Here is a 20664-nt window from a genome sequence, read left to right as displayed (position 1 = left end):
CTCCCAAACGAAATGCTATAATGCTGGCCGTATTAGCCTGCTGTAACGATTTGAATAACGTTGCGAACGGACTGTGCCGATTTATCAAGCGCCGCTTTCTCTTCGGCGGTCAGGTCAAGCTCAAGCACTTTCTCGATGCCGTCGCCGCCGATGATCGTCGGTACGCCCATGAACAGGTTGTCATAGCCGTATTCGCCTTCAAGCAATGCGATGACGGGAATAATGCGTCTTTTGTCTTTCAAAATCGCTTCCGTCATTTGAACAAGCGATGCCGCAGGCGCATAATACGCGCTGCCGTTGCCAAGCAGGTTAACGATCTCGCCGCCGCCTACGCGAGCGCGTTGCACGATCGCTTCGATGCGGTCAGCAGGGATAAGCTTTTCGATTGGAATCCCGCCAACGTTCGAGTAACGAACGAGCGGCACCATGTCGTCGCCATGGCCGCCAAGCACGAAGCCGCGAACGTCTTCAACGGATACGTTAAGCTCTTGCGCGATGAACGTGCAGTAACGAGCCGTATCCAGTACGCCCGATTGACCGATAACGCGGTTTTTGGGAAAACCAAGCGTTTGGAATGCAACATAGGTCATTGCGTCAACCGGGTTGCTAAGGATGATCACGTATGCGTTAGGGCTAGTCGCCTTCACGTTCTCGCATACGGACTTCACGATGCCGGCGTTTGTGTTGACGAGGTCGTCGCGGCTCATGCCTGGTTTGCGGGCTATACCAGCAGTAATGATTACAACGTCCGAATCTTTCGTATCTTCATAGTTGGAAGTACCGATGATGTTAGCATCAACGCCGAGTACAGGAGTCGCTTCGAGCATGTCGAGCGCTTTGCCTTTCGTCGGGTTCTCGAGCGGCGCGATGTCGACAAGAACAACGTCGCCAAGTTCTTTCTGAGCAAGCATAAGCGCTGTCGTAGCACCCGTGAAGCCTGCGCCTACCACTGTAATCTTATTGCGTTTGATAGCCATTGAATCACTCCTCCCGATTGACAGCAAGCCGAAAGGGGACTTAACGTCCCCTCTCAATCAAGCTATATATTTATTTGTTCCCATACATGCAAGCACACATTCCAATGTATACCATTAAAAATCGCTGCGCGCTCCAGTGTATAACAGAAAGGGTTGGATTACATGTTTTTAATGATTTCGTCAGCAAACGCCGAGCACTTCACTTCCGTCGCGCCTTCCATCAGGCGTGCGAAGTCATACGTTACCGTTTTATTGTTAATGGACGTTTCCATGCCTTTATAGATAAGGTCAGCCGCTTCTTGCCAGCCAAGGTGCTCAAGCATCATAACGCCGGACAAGATAACCGAGCCTGGGTTTACAACGTCTTTGTCCGCATATTTCGGAGCTGTGCCGTGAGTAGCTTCGAAGATCGCGTGGCCGGTCAAGTAGTTGATGTTCGCGCCTGGAGCGATACCGATACCGCCAACTTGCGCAGCCAAAGCGTCGGACAAGTAGTCGCCGTTCAGGTTAAGCGTAGCGATAACGTCAAAGTCAGTCGGACGTGTCAATACTTGTTGAAGGGCGATGTCGGCGATCGCGTCTTTTACGACGATTTTGCCGGCTGCTTCCGCTTCTGCTTGTGCTTTGTTTGCAGCTTCAGCGCCTTCAGCTTCTTTGATGCGGTCGTATTGGCCCCATGTGAAAGTTTGCTCGGCGAATTCTTGCTCAGCCACTTCATAGCCCCAGTTTTTGAACGCGCCTTCCGTGTATTTCATGATGTTGCCTTTGTGTACGAGTGTAACGGTTTTCTTGCCATGCTTGATCGCATATTCGATCGCGGCGCGGGCAAGACGCTGAGAACCTTCTTTGGATACTGGCTTAATGCCGATACCGGAAGTTTCAGGGAAGCGGATTTTGTTAACGCCCATTTCTTTTTGCAGGAACTCGATGACTTTCTTCACTTCCGCGGAACCTTCTTGGTACTCGATACCCGCGTAGATGTCCTCTGTGTTTTCACGGAAGATGACCATGTCAACCAGCTCAGGGCGTTTTACCGGGGACGGAACGCCGGCGAAGTAACGAACAGGACGAAGGCATGTGTATAGGTCAAGCTCTTGGCGAAGCGCAACGTTCAGGGAACGGATGCCGCCGCCGATTGGCGTAGTCAAAGGTCCTTTGATCGCCACGATGTATTCGCGAATCGCTGTCAGCGTGTCGGCAGGAAGCCACTCGCCGTATGTGTTAAATGCTTTTTCGCCGGCGAAAACTTCGTACCAAGCGATTTGTTTGCTGCCGCTGTATGCTTTCTCGACTGCTGCATCAAGTACGCGTTTCGAAGCGCGCCAAATGTCGCGGCCTGTGCCGTCGCCTTCGATGAAAGGAATGATAGGGTTGTTAGGCACTTTAAGCACGCCGTTGTCAATCGTAATTTGGTCGCCCTCTGTTGGAAGCGCGTATTTTTCGAATTGAGCCATGAATGAAATCCTCCTCAAAATGTTGCTTGCATAGCAAGCCTATTAGATGTTGCATATTCCGCAAAAAGGAGAACGAACGCAAAGCCCGTCCTCGCTCATTCATTGCCGAGGCGGGCGATTAACGCTCGTCGATCGGAATGTATTTCGCATTTACCGGACCTACATAGTCCGCACGCGGACGAATGAGGCGGTTGTCTTGGTATTGCTCAAGAATGTGCGCGCACCAGCCGGATACGCGGCTGATCGCGAAGATCGGCGTGAACAGGTCGCGTGGAATCTGAAGCGTCGTGTACACCGAAGCGGAGTAAAAATCGACGTTAGGCTTAAGGCCTTTTTGACCGGTAACCAGCTCTTCGATCTTAACGGACATTTCGTACAATTCCATGTTGCCTGTCAGCTTGCCGAGTTCACGGGACATCTTTTGCAAATGTTTCGCGCGCGGGTCGCCGTTTTTGTAAACGCGGTGTCCGAAGCCCATAATTTTTTGCTTGTTCGCAAGCGCGTTGTTGATGTAGCCTTCCACATTAGCGAAAGAGCCGATCTCCTCAAGCATCACCATTACGGCTTCGTTCGCGCCGCCGTGGAGAGGGCCTTTCAAAGCGCCGATAGCGGAAGTGACGCCGGAGTATATGTCGGAAAGCGTTGCAACCGTTACGCGCGCTGCGAATGTGGAAGCGTTAAGCTCATGATCGGCGTGGAGCACGAGCGCTTGGTCCAAAGCTTTGATCGCGACTTCGGCGGGCTCGCTGCCTGTAAGCATGTACAAGAAATTATAGGCGATGGATACGCCTTTTTTAGGAGCTACCGGCTCTTTGCCATCGCGAATGCGGGCAAAAGCAGCAATAAGGGTAGGAAGCTGAGCTTGAAGCTTGATCGCTTTCAAGAGATTGGCTTCCGCGGACATCTCGTTAGCAGCGCTGTCATACAACGCAAGGCTGGATACGGCTGTGCGGAGAGCGGCCATCGAATTCGTATCCTTCGGATACAGCTTGATTTGATCAAGAACGGCTGCAGGCACGGCTGCGTATTCGTCCAATTGCTTCTGCAAGGCGTCAAGCTCGGAACGATTAGGAAGTTTACCGTACCAAAGCAGATAAGCGACCTCTTCAAAAGTTGCGTTTGCTGCTAGATCGTCGATATCGATACCGCGATACGTCAATACTCCGTCAATGATTGAGCTGATGGAAGACGCCGCGGCGACGATTCCTTCTAGACCTTTAGTTGCTGTCATCGTTCTCTCTCCTTTAACCAGAAATTTGATTTCGAGAAATAAATTAGGGTTCGTTTCTTTACCGTCGCTCTTAATCATAAATGATTTTACGGGTGAAGTGAACAAAATCGGACATAAAAATGCTTTATCGGCATCATTAATTATTTTTCGCAGGACGTTTTCGCGTTAGCTCCTGCTGCATTTTTCCCCATTTGCTCCCATTTTAGCCGTGACCGAAAACTATTTTTAATCAGTCGTATATAGTGGTAAAATGTCCAAAAGAGAAACGGCATGCAAAACTTGCCGGAACGGAGGCTCATCATGACAGGACAACGCATCGGAATCATCGACATCGGCTCGAACTCCGTCCGGCTCGTCGTCTACGAAAGGACTGCGAACGGCGCGCATCGCGTCTCCGACGGGAGCAAACGAGCTGCAAGGCTCAGCGAAAGAATCGATGAGAACGGCAGACTGAACGACGCAGCGCTCGATGAGCTTATCGTCACGCTGCGCCATTTCACGATGATCTGCGCGCATCATCATACCGGCCATATACGCGCCGTTGCTACGGCTGCCGTGCGCAATGCGAGCAACTGCTCCGAAATATTGACCCGCATCAAGAGTGAGACGGGGCTCGACATCGAGCTGCTTTCCGGTGAAGAAGAAGCGTCTTACGGCTTCCTCGGCATGATTAATTCGCTTAGCATCCGAGACGGCTTCCTCATCGATATCGGCGGCGGCAGCACGGAGCTAAGCTTGTTCCGCAACCGCACCCTCGTTAGATCGGTATCCTTTCCTTTCGGCTGCGTCAGCTTGAACAAACAGTTCGGACCGAAGGGCATGATCTCCGACGAGGCATTGAGATCGCTAGAGGCCTTCGTTAACGAAGCGGTCAAGCGCGAACCTTGGATCGGCGCATCGCCCGGCTTGCCGCTCGTTGGAGTCGGCGGTACCGTTCGGGCGCTCGGCAAAATGCATCAGGCTGCCTATAAATATCCGTTTCCGCATACGCATAACTACACCATAAAGAGCGAAGAGACGGACCTGCTCTTCGATCAGATGCGCAAGCTGCCGCTCGACAAGCGCCGCAAGCTCCCCGGCTTATCCAAGGACCGGGCAGACGTCGTCGTGCCGGGCATTGCCATCTTGCGTATCCTGTACCGTGCCGTCAAAGCGACGCATTATCAAATTTGCGGTGCGGGGTTGCGCGACGGCCTGTTCCATGCGACGCGCTTCCCGAACCATTCGAGGCAAGACGATGTGCTTGCGTTCAGCTTAAACAATCTTAGCGCGCTCCATCCCGAAGCGCCCCGTCAGCATGTGATGCAGGTCGGACGCCTTGCTTTGGAACTTTATGATTCGCTTCAATTTCTGCACCAGTTGTCTGGCAATGCCCGCGTGTTGCTCGATTCGGCCGCGAAGCTGTTCCGAATCGGCGCTTCGATCGACTATTACGAATATGCCAGACATTCTTTCTACTTGATTGTCAACTCGCATCTAAACGGCATGTCCCATCGCGAGATCATCATGACGGCCGCCATCGCCTCTTACAAGAGCAAGAGCCGTGCAAGGCAGCAAATGTCCGAATACCGGGAACTGCTGCAAGATACCGACCTCGAGCTCGTCTACAAGCTTGGAGCGCTGCTTCAGCTATCCATTGCGCTGGATCGGAGCGAAACGCAGGCGATCGGCCAGCTGTTCATCCAAGCATCGGGCTCGTCGCTTCAGCTTCGCCCGATTCAACCGAGAGGTACGCTGGCGGTCGAGCAGCGCGAGATCGAAGAGCTTGCATCCGAATTCAAGAAGCTATGGGGCTTATCGCCGTTGCTCTCGCTGCCCAGTGCATTCGAATGACTATACACGACTTATGTATACATGATAGAGGCCGCGCTATGCGCGGCCTTTCCATTTCTCTATATGCCTCGCTTCGAACTGGCTGCGGAACGGCTCTTGTCCCTCTTCCGTTATCGTCTCATATAGGCCAGTCGGCTTCAGTTCTCTTGCCTTTACGTTGTCGTCTAAATTCAACTTTAGCATATTAATCAATATTTGTCGCAACGATTCGTCGAACACCGGACACATAAGCTCGATCCGCCGCGTCAAGTTCCGCGTCATCCAATCGGCGCTGGACAAGTAGATTTCTTCCTCGCCGCCGTTGCTGAAATACATAATCCGAGCATGCTCCAGGAAGCGGTCAACGATGCTGATGACCCGTATATTGTCGCTGCGCCCGAGGACGCCAGGACGCAGACAGCATACGCCGCGTACGATCAGCTCAATCTTCACGCCCGCCTGCGAGGCTTCGTACAGCTTGTCGATCATCTCTTGATTGGACAGCGAGTTCATCTTCGCAATGATGCGCGCCGGATTGCCTGCAAGCGCATTATCGCGTTCGCGGTCGATCAGGCGGTACAGCTTCTCCTTCAGGTCGGAAGGAGCAACGCCGAACGCTTTCCATTCGTAAGGCGACGAATAACCCGTCACCTCGTTGAACAATGCCGAAGCGTCGCCCCCGATAACCGGATGGGAAGTGAAGAGGCCGATATCGGTGTACGACGTTGCGGTATTGTCGTTATAATTGCCCGTTCCGACATGAACGTAACGCCGGAGCGTTCTCTGCTCTCGGCGCACGACGAGCAGGATTTTCGCGTGCGTCTTAAGTCCGACGAGACCATAGACGACATGGCAGCCGGCCTTCTCCAGCTGGCGCGCCCAAGCAATGTTCCGCTCCTCGTCGAACCTTGCCTTCAGCTCGACGACGACCGTTACTTGCTTGCCTGATTCTGCTGCCTTGGCTAGCGCCTGCACGAGCGCCGACTGGCCGCTGACGCGATACAGCGTCATCTTAATCGCCATCACATCGGGATCATAAGCCGCCTGCATGACGAAGTCGTTGACGGCTTCGAACGACTCGTAAGGGTGGTACATCAGAACGTCGCGCTGCCTGATGACCTCGAACATATCGTCCGTATCATCGAATTCGCGCGGATAGACAGGCTCCATTTTCTCATACCTGAGGTTATCGTGTCCCGGCAGCGAGTTCACGAACTTCATCAGGAAGCTTAAATCCAGCGGACCGTCGATTTCGAATAAATTGTCCTCGATCTCAAGCTCCTCGCGCAGCGTTTCGAGCGCATAGGGATGCATTCCTTTGCCGATCTCCAGGCGTACCGGAATGCCCCAGCGGCGGCGGCGCAGTTCCTTCTCGATTTCCTCGAGCAAATCTTCCGCGCCCTCTTCATCCAACGTCAGATCGGCATTCCGCGTCAGGCGGAACGGATGAACGGAGAACGGAACATAGCCGTTGAATAACGTATTGATGAATTGCTCGATCAGATCCTCCAGCAGAACGAACTCCGATTTCTTGCTGTTCGTTCTCCCGGGTACGGACACGAGCCGCGACAAGATGGACGGTACTTGCACAATGGCGAATAGAGGTTCTTCTTCCGTCGAATCTCCTTCTCTTTGCAGAAGCACGGCCAAATATAATTCCTTCGTATGAACAAGCGGGAACGGCCTGCTCTGGTCAACGGCCATTGGCGTCAGCACCGGAAATACTATCTCGTGAAAATATTCCGATACCGCCTTCGTCTGCGTCGCATTCAGCTCGTCGAACGAACGGATAAAGATGCCTTCCTTGCTTAGTCCGCGAAACACTTCGCGATATGTACGGTATTGCTCGTTCACCATCTGTGTGGCGCGTTTAATCAGCCGCTTCCACAAGCCGCCAGGCGTATAGCCGGTGAAGTCGGTCTTCGTCAGCCCTGCACGCATCTGATCCTGAATGCCGGCTACGCGCACGCTCATAAATTCATCTAAATTGCTGGTTACGATGGCCAAAAATTTCGCCCGCTCCAGCAGCGGGTTTCTCACGTCCTGGGCTTCCTGCAGCACGCGGCGATTGAACTCAATCCAGCTTAAATCCCGGTTGACATATTGCGATACGTTTTTGGTCAAGGTGATCCTCCTACATGGCTAACTGCCTGATGTCGGCATTTCATTCATTAACGGTTTAGCTTAACCGTTGCACAAGCGTCTATGTTGGATAATTGCATGAACTTATGCCGATTCCGGGAGCTTTCAAAACCTATGTTGGATATGTGCAATAACTTTCACTCAAACGGCCTTATAAAGACCGTTCAAGCACAAAGTTAATGCAAAAATCCACTATAGCAGCTAGTCGGTCCACTTAAAACGCTCTATCCTGCAAAAATCCAACATAGCTGCTCGTCCGTGACTCACGAATGGCATTAGCATTACTACTATTGTAATGGACGACTATTATTCCCATGTTAGCCAATTGTAAAGGTAACGTAAATGTTGCTTAGTCTAGAAACGTCCTATCTTGAAATTGCCGCTGCGCATTCTCTTCTCGATCCAGCCCAGCATGTACATTCGATAGAACGGGCGGGTTAACGGAAAGAGCAGCGTGATCCCGACAATGTCGGAGAAAAATCCCGGCATCAGCAGCAGCAATCCGCCGACAAGGACGCATATGCCGTCCAGCATCGTTTGGCCCGGTATTTGACCCGCTTGCATCTGTCGCTGCGCCTCAGCCCAGACTTTACGGCCTTCGGCGCGAGCCAAGTAAGAGCCGACCAGTCCCATAAGGATGAGAACAAGAAACGTCGTCCAGCCGCCGATTAGATCACCTATTTGCAAAATCCCCCATAGCTCGACGATCGGTATGACTACGAACGCCGCTAAAAGCCATTTGTTCATCAGCTATTCCTCCCAGCTTATTCTCGTTATGCGCCAGCCCCCGCGCGAATGAGCTCGTACAGCTCCGGCATCACTTTATTCAGTCGTGCCGGCTGCCACTCCGGATTGACCCATACATGCTTCGTTCCGCCCTCCACGAGCAGCTCCCCCGGCAGTTCCTTGCCAGAAGGCACTGATCCTGATACGAACTGTTCTACGACTACCCTTCTCACTTGCGATTCGAAGGAAACACGCAGCGGCGTGCATTCCGCGATTCTCGTGCATACCACAACGGTGTCGTCATAACGGGCAGGCATTATATAACGGCATTGCAGATCGATAACGGGAAGCAGCAAACCTCTTGCTTCAATCGTTTTATAATCATACCCGGCATTCCTTATCCATTCCGTACGTCCAATTTCGAACCAGGTTACATAATTGCCGTGAAAAACGACTCCCATCTGATCCGTTTCCTGGTAACGAACGCGCAGCGGATGCAAATACCATCCCGATGTTGTGTCCATGGCGTTTCCTGCTCCTTCGCTTATAGCTTATCATGTCTTATATTTGCAAAAAAGCGACGGCAAATTCACCGTCGCTTCACTATCGCTATATCCTGCCTCGCGAGAAGCAGCTTTTATCATTAAAGGACTTTCGATTGTCCGGAGTAGATTACGCCGGTCTCGCCGTATACCGTTACTTCCATGCCGTCTTCGAGTTGCTCAGTCGCTCCAGCTACGCCAAGAATGACCGGGATACCCACATTCAGGCCGACTACCGCCGCATGGCTCGTAATGCCGCCTTGCTCGGTTATAACCGCGCCGGCAAGTTCGATCGCAGGCATATACTCTTTGTCTGTCGATATTGCGACAAGAATAGAGCCTTTTGTCGTTTTCGCAATCGCTTCTTGCGGCGTGCGCGCGATTACGATTTTGCCAGTAGCCGTTTGGCTGCCGATCCCTTGTCCTTGAGCAAGAAGCTCGCCGATGTGGTGGATCTTGATCAGGTTCGTTGTGCCTGCGCGGCCTACCGGTACGCCAGCTGTGATAATAACCGTATCGCCAAGGCTAAGAAGGCCTGTGCTCATGCCGCCTTTTACCGCATTTTCGAACATGGCGTCCGTTGTATCCGCATCTTCGCCTTTAACCGGCAAGACACCCCAGATCAGCGCAAGGCGACGCATGACACGCTCGTCCGTCGTAACCGCAACGATAGGCGATTTTGGACGGTACTTCGATACCATACGAGCCGTGAAGCCGCTTTGCGTCGAAGTGATGATCGCTTTGGCGCTAAGGTCGAGAGCGGAGTTCGCTACCGCTTGGCTCACCGCTTCCGTTACGGAAGTTTGCTGAGCGTTCGCTTGTTTCGTGAAGATCTCGCGGTATTCCAAAGCGGCTTCAGCGCGCTCTGCAATACGGGACATCGTTTGAACCGATTCAACCGGGTATTTGCCGGCAGCCGTCTCGCCGGACAACATGATGGCGTCCGTGCCGTCGAAGATCGCGTTCGCTACGTCGCTCGCTTCTGCGCGAGTCGGACGCGGGTTGCGCTGCATCGAGTCCAGCATTTGCGTAGCCGTAATGACAGGCTTGCCTACGCGGTTGCATTTTTTGATCATATTTTTTTGAACGAGCGGTACTTCTTCGGCTGGAATCTCAACGCCGAGGTCGCCGCGAGCAACCATAAGACCGTCGGATACTTCAAGAATTTCGTCGAGGTTGTCTACGCCCTCTTGGTTCTCGATTTTGGAGATGATTTGAATGTGGCCTGCGTTATGACGCTCAAGCAGCTCGCGAATCTCAAGGACGTCGCTTGCTTTGCGCACGAAGGAAGCCGCTACGAAATCGATGCCTTGCTCGATGCCGAAAATAATATCGTTCGCATCCTTCTCCGTAATGCCCGGCAACGAGATTTTCACGCCTGGAACGTTAACGCCCTTTTTGCTCTTGATTGGGCCGCTGTTCACGATACGGCAATGAATCTCAGTGCCTTCAACCGATTCAACCGTCAGTCCGATCAGACCGTCGTCGATAAGAACCGTGGAACCGACCGTTACGTCGTTCGGAAGGTTGCCGTACGTAATCGGAATACGAGTACGATCGCCGAGGATTTCTTCCGTCGTCAGCGTAATCGCGTCGCCTTGAATGAGCTCGATCGGCTCTTCCTTCAGCTTGCCCAGACGAATTTCCGGTCCTTTCGTGTCAAGCAGAACGGCTACTGTCGTTCCAAGCTCGGCGTTGGCAAGACGGATGTTCTTGATACGGTTGCCGTGCTCTTCGAAGTCGCCGTGCGAGAAGTTAAGACGAGCGACGTTCATGCCGGCTTTGATCAATTTTTTTGTGTTTTCCAACGATTCGCTGGACGGTCCGATAGTACAAACGATTTTAGTTTTACGCATGTTCATTTTCCTCCGATTAACGCCTAGTATTCGATATTCATACAAATGCGGCCGCTTCGGCAACCAGTCCGGGCGAAGCAAGCCGATTCTAACAAGCGTAAACGGCTGTAGCCGCTATTGACGGCGCCAGCTAACGTTCCGCAATCATTTCTAAGCATGCACGCTTGGAAATGGGCAAAAATGAACAACGTATAAGCTTGGCTTATACATTGTTATAATCCTCATTAATAATGACATGATTAACTGCTGCTTGTACAGAGCAAAATCATGTATTTACAGCCTCTTATTGTACGGTTGGCGCTTCCTGCATCGCCAGCTGCTCCGAATCATCCGATTCGCTCGCCGCCGCTTCCGCAGAAGGCTCTTGTCCACCGACATCATTCGGCTCATGATCGGCTGGCTGCTCGCTTATGCGAAACTGGCCGACTTTTCTAAATTTATTGTAACGGTCCTCTACAAGCTGGTCCGGGCTAAGTGCAAGAAGCTCTTGCAGATGCGTCCACAGCTTATCCTTAATTTGCTCAGCTTGGAAGGCCAAGTCGCGGTGAGCGCCGCCCTGCGGTTCGGCAACAATATCTTCGATAATGCCGAGCTCCAGTAAATCGCCGGCCGTTATTTTCATAGCGGCCGCCGCTTCATCCGCTCTCGAGGCATCCTTCCAGAGGATCGATGCCGCACCGTTCGGAGAAATGGCCGAGTAAATCGCATTTTCCAGCATGAGCACACGGTTGCCGACGCCGAGCGCTAGCGCGCCGCCGCTTCCGCCTTCGCCAATAACGATACAAATAATCGGTACGCCGAACCTGGCCATCTCGCGAAGATTGCGCGCAATCGCCTCGGATTGTCCGCGTTCTTCTGCCGTATTGCCCGGATAAGCGCCCTTCGTATCGATAAACGTGATGATCGGTCGCTTGAACTTGTTGGCCTGCTCCATAAAACGCAAAGCTTTGCGGAAGCCCTCGGGATGCGGACTGCCGAAAAACCGAGCGATGTTATCGCGCGTATCCTTGCCCCGCTGATGTCCGATAACCGTTACCGGAATGCCATTCAGCTTCGCAAGGCCGCCGACGATCGCAAGATCGTCCGCGTACAGCCGGTCGCCGTGCAGTTCCATGAAATCGGTGAACACCGCGTTGATGAAATCAAGCGAGGTTGGACGCTGATGATGCCGCGCCATATGCATACGTTGAGCCGGTGTCAGCTCGCTGTACAGTTCTTGCTCCATCCGTTTGCACTTTTCCTCCAGAATGAGGATCTCGTCGGTGAAGTCAATCCCTTTCTCCTCGCTAAGCGCCTTCAGTTCAGTAACCTTCTGGCGTAAATCGTTGATCGGTTTCTCAAAAGGCAACTCACCCGCCATGGGATGCTCCCTCCCTTACGCAATGCATGTCGAGCAGCTTCGTTAACGTCGCTTTCATATCCTTGCGGTGTACAACCTTGTCGAGTTGTCCGTGCTGCAGATTGAATTCCGCCGTTTGGAAGTTGTCAGGAAGCTTCTGGCGAATCGTTTGTTCGATGACGACGCGTCCGGCGAAGCCGACGCGAGCGCCAGGCTCGGCCAATATATAATCGCCCAAGCTTGCGAAGCTGGCAGAAACGCCGCCCATTGTCGGATCCGTGAATATCGAAATGTACAAGCCTCCCGCTCCCTGGAATCGGGACAAAGCTGCGCTTGTCTTAGCCATCTGCATGAGGCTTAGTATGCTCTCCTGCATCCGAGCGCCGCTTGAGGTCGAGAATATAAGAAGCGGCAACTGCTTCGCATGAGCCGCTTCGATCGCGCGCGTTATTCTTTCCCCGACGACCGAGCCCATGCTTCCCGTGAAGAAATCGAAGCTCATGACACAAATAACGACGGGAAACCCTCCGATCATGCCTTCGCCGGTAATGACGCCGTCGCGCAGATTCGTCTTGCTCTTCTGCTGCTCCAGCTTGCCCGCATAACCCGGGAAGTTCAGCGGGTCTACGGATTCCATGCCGGCGTCATACTCGGTTAGATGCCCGTCATCAAGCGTCATAGCGATTCGCTCCCAAGCGCTGAGCATGTTATGATGCCCGCAGGAAGAGCAAACCTTTAAGTTTTTCTCGAGTTCCTTACTATACTGAATATTGCCGCATTTCGAACACTTATTCATTAATCCTTCGGGTATATCGCGTTTTGAAGGTCGTTCCGAGGGAACGGTTGCATACTTCTTCTTCGTAAATAAGTCTTTAATTTGCACGTGTGACACCTCTCAAGGCGCAATAGTATAGAGCAATCCGTTACAGACGCATAATGGAATTGAGCACTTCCTGCACTTCTTCCAATTCGCCGGACGGAACCAATATCTCGTATTGCTGTTTGGACAGATTAACAGAGCGAATTTTCACAAGGAAACCTTCCTCCGTCAGCCGCTTCTTGATGTTATCTGCGATTTTTGCTGTTTGTGCGATATAGATGACCGTCCACATCATGGTACCTCCTGAAAACTTTGCAGCCCGCAAAGTTCACTTCGTAAGCTTAGCTGATTCCCGGTAACAGGCCATATGATGTCACAATGATACCATAGTCATGGCGAATCCGGCAAATCATATCGAAGCGCCTTCGGGTCCTGATGGGCAATTCTGGCAGAAGCCGCGGCGGCCAATCCGGCAACCAGATCATCCAGGAACACATGAATTTTCTCGCCTTTCACGTTCAACTGACGAATAATGCCGGGTTTTACTTTATCTAAATATCCGAAGCTCGTCAACCCAATCATGCCGTAAACATTAGTAATGCCAAGCGCCAACGTCTCGTCTACGCCGAATAACGATTCATCCGTTTCCATAATGGCTTGAAGCGGCTCTGGCAGCAGTTTTTTCTCCGCAAGCTCATCGAGCGCGATGCCCGTATAAAGCACATATTGCACCTCGCGCTTCTCCAGAACCGCTCTGACGCTTTCCTCGCAATCTTCCATCGTCAAATCGGAATTGTACGGAAGCTGCAGCATATAGACGATTTCCGTTACATCGGCAACCGACACGCCCCGCTTCAGAAGCCATTTCTCTATTCCGGTCATACGGCTATCCCTCCCGCTGATGCTTGTACGTAACCCTGCTAATCCGAGCAGCCCGGCCGCTCCCAATCGGTTCTGGTTAGCAGGCCATATCCGCTTGTATCTCTAAACATATGCGGGTACAAGCCGTTACGTGCATACCGGCGTCAGGAAAGTTTGGCAAAAAGTGCGACAAGCCCCCCTTGAGCCCTTAACGTACTTCACCGACGGCACTGTCACCTCGAGCGTTTCTTCGCCGAAAAAAGCGAAAAATAGCGCAATTTGCTTACGCCATTTCCGCTGAACGCATTAATTCGACACGATAGCGGAAATTTCTTTTTTCGCTATCGTACCATTGAGGTTACTCCGTATTGCCAGCTACCTTACAACGATTGCCCCTTCGCCGAGCAATCCTTCAATTTCGCTGAAAAGCTTCGGAGAAGGTTTCACGCTGTAAGCTTCGCTGAGCGCGCGCGACTTCTGGTCGCGTTCATAGAAGAGCACCGTTTCGAGCGAGCCGTGATGTGCGGTCAGCATCACTTTCAGCTTATCGAGCGTCTCCGGTTGATCGTTGGCTTCGGTTAATTTAATATAAACGCGCTGCTTCTTGCGCTCTTGGGATGCGGGCTTGCGAGGAGCACTCTCTACGCTTGCCCTCGGCATTCCTTTCGCTGCCGCGATAGGGGTCCGGTCTACCGCTGCCGAATGCCGCTCTCCATCGGTTGCCATCGCTGGAGCAATTCGCCGAACGACATCCGCCCGTGAGTCGGGCTTCGTATAAGCTGAAGCACTGCTGCCAGGCGTGACCTCCTGGACTGCCGGTTTCGCCTGCCCGGATCCATACGGCCGTGCCGCTCGTCTTGCCGCCTGCCCTTGAAGCTTACGCACCTCATAGGCCAAATTCAGCTCGGGACGGCCAATAGGCACGACGTCTTCGACAATAAGCTTGAAGTCGTCATCCTGCTGCTGTACGGTTGCATGCAGAATGACGAGCCCGCCCTTCTCGAGCTTACTCCCGCATCGCTTCCACACGGCAGGGAATACGACGGCCTCCACGCGCAATATGCGATCCTCGACCTCAAGAAAGCCCATCGCGTTGCCTTTCTTATTCGTGAACGGCTTCAAGGATACGATCATAACGCTTATGATCGCGCCAGCGCCGTCCTTCGCTTCGCCGAGATCGACGAGGCGATCCAGCCCGAGCGGAGCCAGCTGCGCCTCCGCCGCGTCGAGCGGGTGGCCCGATAAATACAGGCCTAGCAGATCACGCTCAAGATCGAGCTGCTGGCTTGTTGTATAAGGCGGGACGTCCGGCATCTCGACATCCCAGTTCTGCACCTCGTCGAAGCCGAAGCTGAACATGTCGATCTGGAGCTCTTCCCGCTCCTTGCGCCATTTCTGCGCGGCTTCCACCGTCTCCTCGAGCGCGCTTAACTGCTGCGACCGATGTCCGGGCAGCGAGTCGCATGCTCCCGATTGGATAAGCGACTCCAGCACGCGCTTATTCACGACGCGCAGATCGACGCGGCGGCATAAATCGAGCAAGCTGTCGAAAGGCCGCTCCTCGCGAACCTTCGATAACGCTTCAATCGCTTGCGTGCCTACGTTCTTAATCGAAGCCAGGCCGAAGCGCACAGACTGGCCGACCGGCGTGAAGGAAACGCCGCTTTCGTTCACGTCCGGCGGCATCACCTCGATGCCCATGCGCCGGCATTCGTCTACGTACTCCGCCGTTTTCCATTGATTTCCTGTGACCGAAGCGAGCATAGAAGCCATGAACGGAACCGGATAATGCGCCTTGAGCCATGCCGTCTGGAAAGCCAGCACGCCATAAGCAGCAGCATGCGCGCGCGGGAAGCCGTAGTCGGCGAAACGAACGATCATATCGTATACGAGGTTCGCTTCCGACTCCGAATAGCCTTGCGACAAGCTTCCCTTAACGAAGTGGGCGCGCTCCTCGTCCAGCACCTCGCGCTTCTTCTTCGATACCGCGCGGCGGAGCAGATCGGCTTCGCCAAGCGAGAAACCCGCCATGAGCGAAGCGATCTGCATAATCTGCTCCTGGTAGACGATAATGCCATACGTATCGGCCAATATCGGTTCAAGAGACGGATGCGGATATTCAACCCGCGCGAGTCCGTGCTTGCCTTGAATATATTTCGGGATGAATTCCATCGGCCCCGGGCGATAAAGCGCCAGCACCGATACGATATCTTCGAATTCGGACGGCTTCAACTCGCGCAGCACGCGCCTCATGCCCGTCGACTCAAGCTGGAAGATGCCCGTCGTATCGCCTTTTCCGAGCATCGCATACGTAAGCTCATCGCTATCGCTCACATTCCGGAAGTCGATCTCCTTGCCATGCTGCTCCTTGATCCAGACTAAGGTCCTCTCCAAAATCGACAGCGTGCGAAGTCCTAGAAAATCCATCTTGAGCAAGCCGATCGCTTCCAGATGCTCCATCGAATATTGCGTGAGCGGAATTTGCTCGCTGCCTTCCTGCAGGGGCGCATAATGGGTCAGAGGCTCACGCGATATGACTACGCCCGCGGCATGCGTTGAAGCATGCCGGGGCATGCCTTCGACCTTCATCGCCATCTTCAGCAGCGCATCCGTCTTCGGTTGCCTTGCGCACGCTTCTTGCAGCTCCGTGCTCGTCCGAAGCGCCTCCTCCAGCGTGATGCCGAGCTGGTTCGGAATAAGCTTGGCAGCCCGGTCCACCTCATGCAACGGAACGTTCATCGCCCTGCCAACGTCGCGCACCGCGGCCTTCGCCGCCATCGTGCCGAACGTAATGATCTGCGCGACATGCTCCTCGCCGTACTTGGCGGCTACGTAGGCAATAACCTCGTCGCGCCGCTCATCGTTGAAATCGATGTCGATATCCGGCATCGTAATCCGCTCGGGATTAAGAAACCGTTCGAACAACAGCTTATATTTGATCGGATCGACATCGGTAATACGAAGCGTGTAAGCGACCAGACTGCCCGCCGATGATCCCCGGCCGGGTCCGGTTCGAATGCCGCGCTCATGCGAGAACCGAATGAAGTCCCATACGATCAAGAAGTAATCGCTGAAGCCCATATTCTCGATGACGGACAGCTCATAGGCGAGACGGCGCTCCACGTTCGTGCGGTATTCCGCATCGTTCGCCCATTCAGGCAAGCCTGCATAACGCGCCTGCAATCCGTCGCTGCACAGCGCGGCCAAGTAGGCGGACGAGCTCATCCCTGCCGGCACCGGCCGGAATACCGGCAGCGGCGCACGGCCAAGCGTCAGCTCAAGCGAGCATTTGTCGGCAATCTCGAGCGTGTGGGCGATGGCTTGCGGCGCATGGCGATACATCGTCTCCATTTCCTCGGCGCTCTTCATATAAAGCTGATTCGTCAGCATCCGCATGCGGTCCGTATCCTCTACGGTCTTGCCCGTGCCAATGCACAGCAAGACGTCCTGCACTTCGGCATCCTCCGGACGCAAATAATGGACGTCATTCGTCGCCACGAGCTTAATGCCCGTCTCCTTCGACAAGGCAATCATTGCGGCCGCTACCTTCTTCTGTTCGAGCATGCCGTGGTCTTGAAGCTCCAGATAGAAATCCTCGCCGAAAATATCGCGATAACGGAGCGCCGCCGCCTTCGCTTCCTCCGGCCGATCGTGCAGCAGATGCTGCGATATTTCGCCATGCAAGCATGAGCTTAAGCATACGAGTCCTTCCGCATGGGTGCGCAACGACTCCAAATCGACTCTAGGCTTGTAATGGAAGCCTTCCAAATGGGCAATCGAGCTAAGCTTCATGAGATTGCGGTAGCCGGTCTCGTTCTTCGCCAGCACAATCAAATGGTAGTTTGGATTTTCCTTGCGCGTCCCCTTGTCCTGCCGATGTCCCGCCGTAAAATAGAGCTCGCAGCCGATAATCGGCTTAATGCCTTGCGCGCGGCATGCGCGATAGAACGGAATCGCACCGTACATGACGCCGTGATCCGTTAACGCAAGTGCCTTCATGCCGAGCTCTGCAGCTCGCGCGACCAAATCGCGAATGCGCGCGGCCCCGTCCAGCAAACTATATTCGCTGTGCACGTGCAAGTGCACGTAAGATGCGGAACACACCTCGTTCATCGCGCACGCCCCCTCTCGTCCAAATCGAAATCAATAGCTCTATTTTATCATAATAGACATACAGACGCCCATAGAATGGTAGCAAGGGCCGGACAGGCCGCTTGTGAAGGATGAATGAAGAGGAAGGTGTAGGTGCGCATGAGTTATTTTTTGTCCAAAGCGGGGTTAGACTTCTTTATTGCGTTCGGCGTTGTAATCGGAGGCTCGATGCTGGCGGGGCTCGGTTCGGTGTTCATGCTGCTGCCTCCCGCCGTAACGATGCTGGATACGGCGGCGCGGCTGAAAATATGGGCGATCGTCGCCGCGATCGGCGGCTCTATCGATCCGGTTCGCGTCATCGAGAGCAACATCGCGCAAGGCCAATTATCCCCTGCCGCCCAACAAATCTGCTTCATTATTATCGCTTTTCTCGGAGCTCATCTGGCTACGGAGCTCGTGCGTTTAATATGCAGGGGGCCGGCATAGATGAGATTGCCTCCATTCTATCGATTCGTTAGAGGACTTCAATTGGCGGGAGTGCTGATGCTGGGCATGCTGATCGGGGCTATCGTGTACAATTCGATCTATATCGCGCAATTCGAGAGGATTGTCAGTCTGAAGAGCGAGCTAGAGGTGCAATTGGAGCAATACGAGCAAGATATTAAGCACTTGAAAGAATTCAAAAACCAGCATACCGTCATCAAAGGCATTATTCCGAGAATCGAGACCGAGGCAGGGCAAAATTCATCAAAGCCGAATCTCGACAAAGTAGCCGAGGCCGAGCTCATTAAGCGCATCAAGGAGGATTTGACCCCCTATATCGGCAAAAGCATTTATGAGATCGACTCGGACGCCCAATTCGCGCGCATATTGCTTGGGCGAATTGTCTATAACGATGTGTATGGGAAGGATTATGCGGTCGAGGTCAAGACGATGCTTGTCGCCGATAACGTCCTGCATCTGTGGGTCAAAGTGCGCTACTCGGTTAAATCCCCGTCATAGGCATTGATCGGCCATTCGTGGTACAATCGTAGATAGCTTATAACGAACTTGATTGAAGGAGTTGCTCGCAAAATGGATCAATTGCTGCAATGGCTGTTATTGCCTTGCATTATCATTACGCTTGTGCTGTCCGTCGTATTCAGCTTCAAGTCGCGGCGGGGTACGGACGCCAAGCTTCGCGGCGTTAATGCCGCCAAGATGAATATTAGCATGGGCTTCATGTTGATGTTCATCGCGCTTGTTCAATTATTCCTGTCGAACGAATCGACCGCGCGCATCGTAATCGGCTCATTATTCCTCGTGCTCGGCGTATTCAATCTATTCGCAGGCTTGCGCAACCTGAGCGTATATCGAACCATGAAGGGCTAATGAGCAGCGTTAATACGGATCAATCATCTGCGCCGTCATCATTGCTTTGGCGGCCAGCCCTTGATTGTCGTTCACCTCGATCTCCAGCTTCGTAAACTTGCGGCTCATCTCGAGCGCCCTCGGAATAATCGTAATTTCGCTATCGATCTGCACGGGTCTTACATAATAGGTCGTCATGCTCTCCAGCGAGTAATCCCGCTTGATCGTCTCCCTAATCATCTTCCTGGCCGCTTGCGTCATTAGCGTCGCCAGCACCCCTTCCGAAACCATGCCAAGCGCACCCGACATCTGAGGCGTGATCGCGCCTTTATAAGCAATGCCGAGCTCATGCTGTCCTTGCATGGCCGAGGCCATGAAGCCCGTCCACATCAAGTCCTCGAACGTCTCGCCGGACTCGGGCTGCTTGCCGGCGAATCGCATGGCATCGAGCACCTCTTGTCTCGTAACGACGCCAAGCAGCTTGCGATGCCGATCAACGATCGGCAGCAGATCAATGCCTTCGGCAGCCATCGTATGCGCGGCGGACGGAACCGTGATGTTCGGCGCGGCCGTTATCGGATGTTTCGTCATCAACCGTTCGACTTCGCCTTCTTCCGGAGCGCCGACCGCATCCTTGGCCGTCATCATGCCGACAACCTTGCCGCGCTCGTCCACAACCGGAAACCGGGAGTAGCCGCACTCGCGCGACAGCCGATGATAATCGAATACGGTAGCGCCTACCTTCAGCACGTCGGCTGGGCGGCTGAACGTAACGATATCCTCGATCAGCATAATTTTGCGCTTGATAAGCCGGTCATACATCGCCCGATTAATCATGGAAGCGACAGTGAACGTATCGTGTCGCGACGAAATAATCGGCAACGCGCGTTCATTCGCGAGGGCGATCACTTCCTCGCTTGGCTCGAAGCCGCCCGTAATAAGCACGCCCGCCCCTTCCTCCAGCGCGCACCTGTGAGCGCCTACGCGGTTGCCGACGATAAGCAAGCTGCCTTCGTCGATATAACGAAGCATCGCATCCAGCTCCATCGCGCCGATAACGAACTTATGAAGCGTCTTCTCAAGGCCTGCCGCTCCGCCGTACAGTCGCCCCTCGACGATCTCCGCCACTTCTCCGAATGTCAGCTGATCAAGCGCCTCCCGGCGCTTTCGGTCGATCCGAACCGTTCCTATCCGTTCCTTCGTGCTGACAATGCCTGAAGCCTCCGCTTCCTTGAACGCCTTATATGCCGTGCCTTCGCTCACGCCGAGCGCCTTCGCAATCGGTCGAACCGACAATTTCGTCCCGATCTTCAAGTTCTGAATGTATTGCAGCACCTGCTCGTGCTTCGTGCTATTCTCATGGTTCGATCCGCTTGAAGCCATCGTTACTCCCCCGTCCAACCTTTCTTCGTCTTCCTCCATTATAAGAGATGCGACTATGAAAAGTCATGTCTGGCGAAGG

The 20664-nt window shown here is 53.5% G+C and carries 17 protein-coding genes; 4 read left to right on the top strand and 13 right to left on the bottom strand.

Translation table 11 applies throughout. The features are described from left to right. Window positions 1-32 precede the first annotated feature (32 nt). The 3 genes from mdh to citZ form a co-directional block, all read right to left on the bottom strand. On the bottom strand, window positions 33-977 hold the full coding sequence (gene mdh, locus J2T14_RS16550) for a malate dehydrogenase (protein ID WP_307200407.1): 945 nt from the start codon (window positions 975-977) through the stop codon (window positions 33-35). 158 nt (window positions 978-1135) lie between these two features. Beyond that, a complete protein-coding gene (gene icd, locus J2T14_RS16545; RefSeq protein ID WP_307200410.1) occupies window positions 1136-2431 on the bottom strand; it encodes an NADP-dependent isocitrate dehydrogenase in 1296 nt (431 codons plus the stop codon). Between the two features lie 118 nt (window positions 2432-2549). After that, window positions 2550-3662: a citrate synthase gene (gene citZ, locus J2T14_RS16540; RefSeq protein ID WP_307200412.1), complete on the bottom strand. Its 1113-nt coding sequence runs from the start codon at window positions 3660-3662 to the stop codon at window positions 2550-2552. 300 nt (window positions 3663-3962) lie between these two features. On the opposite strand from citZ, the gene J2T14_RS16535 reads away from it, so the two are divergent. Beyond that, the gene (locus J2T14_RS16535) at window positions 3963-5495 is read left to right on the top strand and encodes a Ppx/GppA phosphatase family protein (RefSeq protein ID WP_307472460.1); all 1533 of its coding nucleotides are present in this window, start codon (window positions 3963-3965) and stop codon (window positions 5493-5495) included. Between the two features lie 36 nt (window positions 5496-5531). Here J2T14_RS16535 and ppk1 read toward each other — a convergent pair whose 3' ends face one another. The 9 genes from ppk1 to J2T14_RS16490 form a co-directional block, all read right to left on the bottom strand. Then, a complete protein-coding gene (ppk1, locus tag J2T14_RS16530) occupies window positions 5532-7598 on the bottom strand; it encodes a polyphosphate kinase 1 (protein WP_307200416.1) in 2067 nt (688 codons plus the stop codon). 372 nt (window positions 7599-7970) lie between these two features. Then, window positions 7971-8363, bottom strand: coding sequence for an FxsA family protein (locus J2T14_RS16525; RefSeq protein WP_307472456.1), 393 nt, complete (start codon window positions 8361-8363; stop codon window positions 7971-7973). Between the two features lie 26 nt (window positions 8364-8389). Next, the gene (locus tag J2T14_RS16520) at window positions 8390-8866 is read right to left on the bottom strand and encodes an acyl-CoA thioesterase (RefSeq protein ID WP_307472454.1); all 477 of its coding nucleotides are present in this window, start codon (window positions 8864-8866) and stop codon (window positions 8390-8392) included. A gap of 119 nt (window positions 8867-8985) precedes the next feature. Beyond that, on the bottom strand, window positions 8986-10740 hold the full coding sequence (gene pyk / locus J2T14_RS16515) for a pyruvate kinase (protein ID WP_307200422.1): 1755 nt from the start codon (window positions 10738-10740) through the stop codon (window positions 8986-8988). 283 nt (window positions 10741-11023) lie between these two features. Further along, window positions 11024-12100, bottom strand: a complete 1077-nt coding sequence (locus J2T14_RS16510; protein WP_307200424.1) for an acetyl-CoA carboxylase carboxyltransferase subunit alpha — start codon at window positions 12098-12100, stop codon at window positions 11024-11026. Further along, window positions 12090-12962, bottom strand: coding sequence for an acetyl-CoA carboxylase, carboxyltransferase subunit beta (accD, locus tag J2T14_RS16505; RefSeq protein WP_307472452.1), 873 nt, complete (start codon window positions 12960-12962; stop codon window positions 12090-12092). Before accD ends, J2T14_RS16510 begins: the two co-directional genes overlap by 11 nt. 40 nt (window positions 12963-13002) lie before the next feature. Further along, entirely contained in the window at window positions 13003-13191 is a 189-nt protein-coding gene (locus tag J2T14_RS16500; RefSeq protein WP_307200428.1) for a glutamate decarboxylase, read from the bottom strand. Window positions 13192-13289: 98 nt separating this feature from the next. Next, entirely contained in the window at window positions 13290-13781 is a 492-nt protein-coding gene (locus J2T14_RS16495; protein ID WP_307200429.1) for a phosphatidylglycerophosphatase A family protein, read from the bottom strand. A gap of 354 nt (window positions 13782-14135) precedes the next feature. Beyond that, complete coding sequence (locus J2T14_RS16490; protein ID WP_307472450.1) at window positions 14136-17873, bottom strand: DNA polymerase III subunit alpha; 3738 nt, start codon at window positions 17871-17873, stop codon at window positions 14136-14138. A gap of 138 nt (window positions 17874-18011) precedes the next feature. On the opposite strand from J2T14_RS16490, the gene J2T14_RS16485 reads away from it, so the two are divergent. From J2T14_RS16485 to J2T14_RS16475, 3 genes are all read left to right on the top strand, one after another. Next, the gene (locus tag J2T14_RS16485) at window positions 18012-18338 is read left to right on the top strand and encodes a YtrH family sporulation protein (RefSeq protein ID WP_307200433.1); all 327 of its coding nucleotides are present in this window, start codon (window positions 18012-18014) and stop codon (window positions 18336-18338) included. Continuing rightward, window positions 18339-18854, top strand: a complete 516-nt coding sequence (locus tag J2T14_RS16480; RefSeq protein ID WP_307200435.1) for a hypothetical protein — start codon at window positions 18339-18341, stop codon at window positions 18852-18854. 72 nt (window positions 18855-18926) lie between these two features. Next, window positions 18927-19223, top strand: a complete 297-nt coding sequence (locus J2T14_RS16475) for a YtpI family protein (protein WP_307200437.1) — start codon at window positions 18927-18929, stop codon at window positions 19221-19223. Between the two features lie 9 nt (window positions 19224-19232). Here J2T14_RS16475 and J2T14_RS16470 read toward each other — a convergent pair whose 3' ends face one another. Beyond that, window positions 19233-20585 carry a DRTGG domain-containing protein gene (locus J2T14_RS16470; protein ID WP_307472448.1) on the bottom strand — a complete coding sequence of 451 codons (1353 nt, stop codon included), beginning with the start codon at window positions 20583-20585 and terminating at the stop codon, window positions 19233-19235. Between the last annotated feature and the right edge of the window lie 79 nt (window positions 20586-20664).

Source organism: Paenibacillus harenae, from assembly GCF_030812415.1.
Lineage (GTDB): Bacteria > Bacillota > Bacilli > Paenibacillales > Paenibacillaceae > Pristimantibacillus > Pristimantibacillus harenae_A.
The sequence above is the reverse complement of the archived record's forward strand: the minus strand, read 5'-3'. Positions and strand labels throughout refer to the sequence as shown.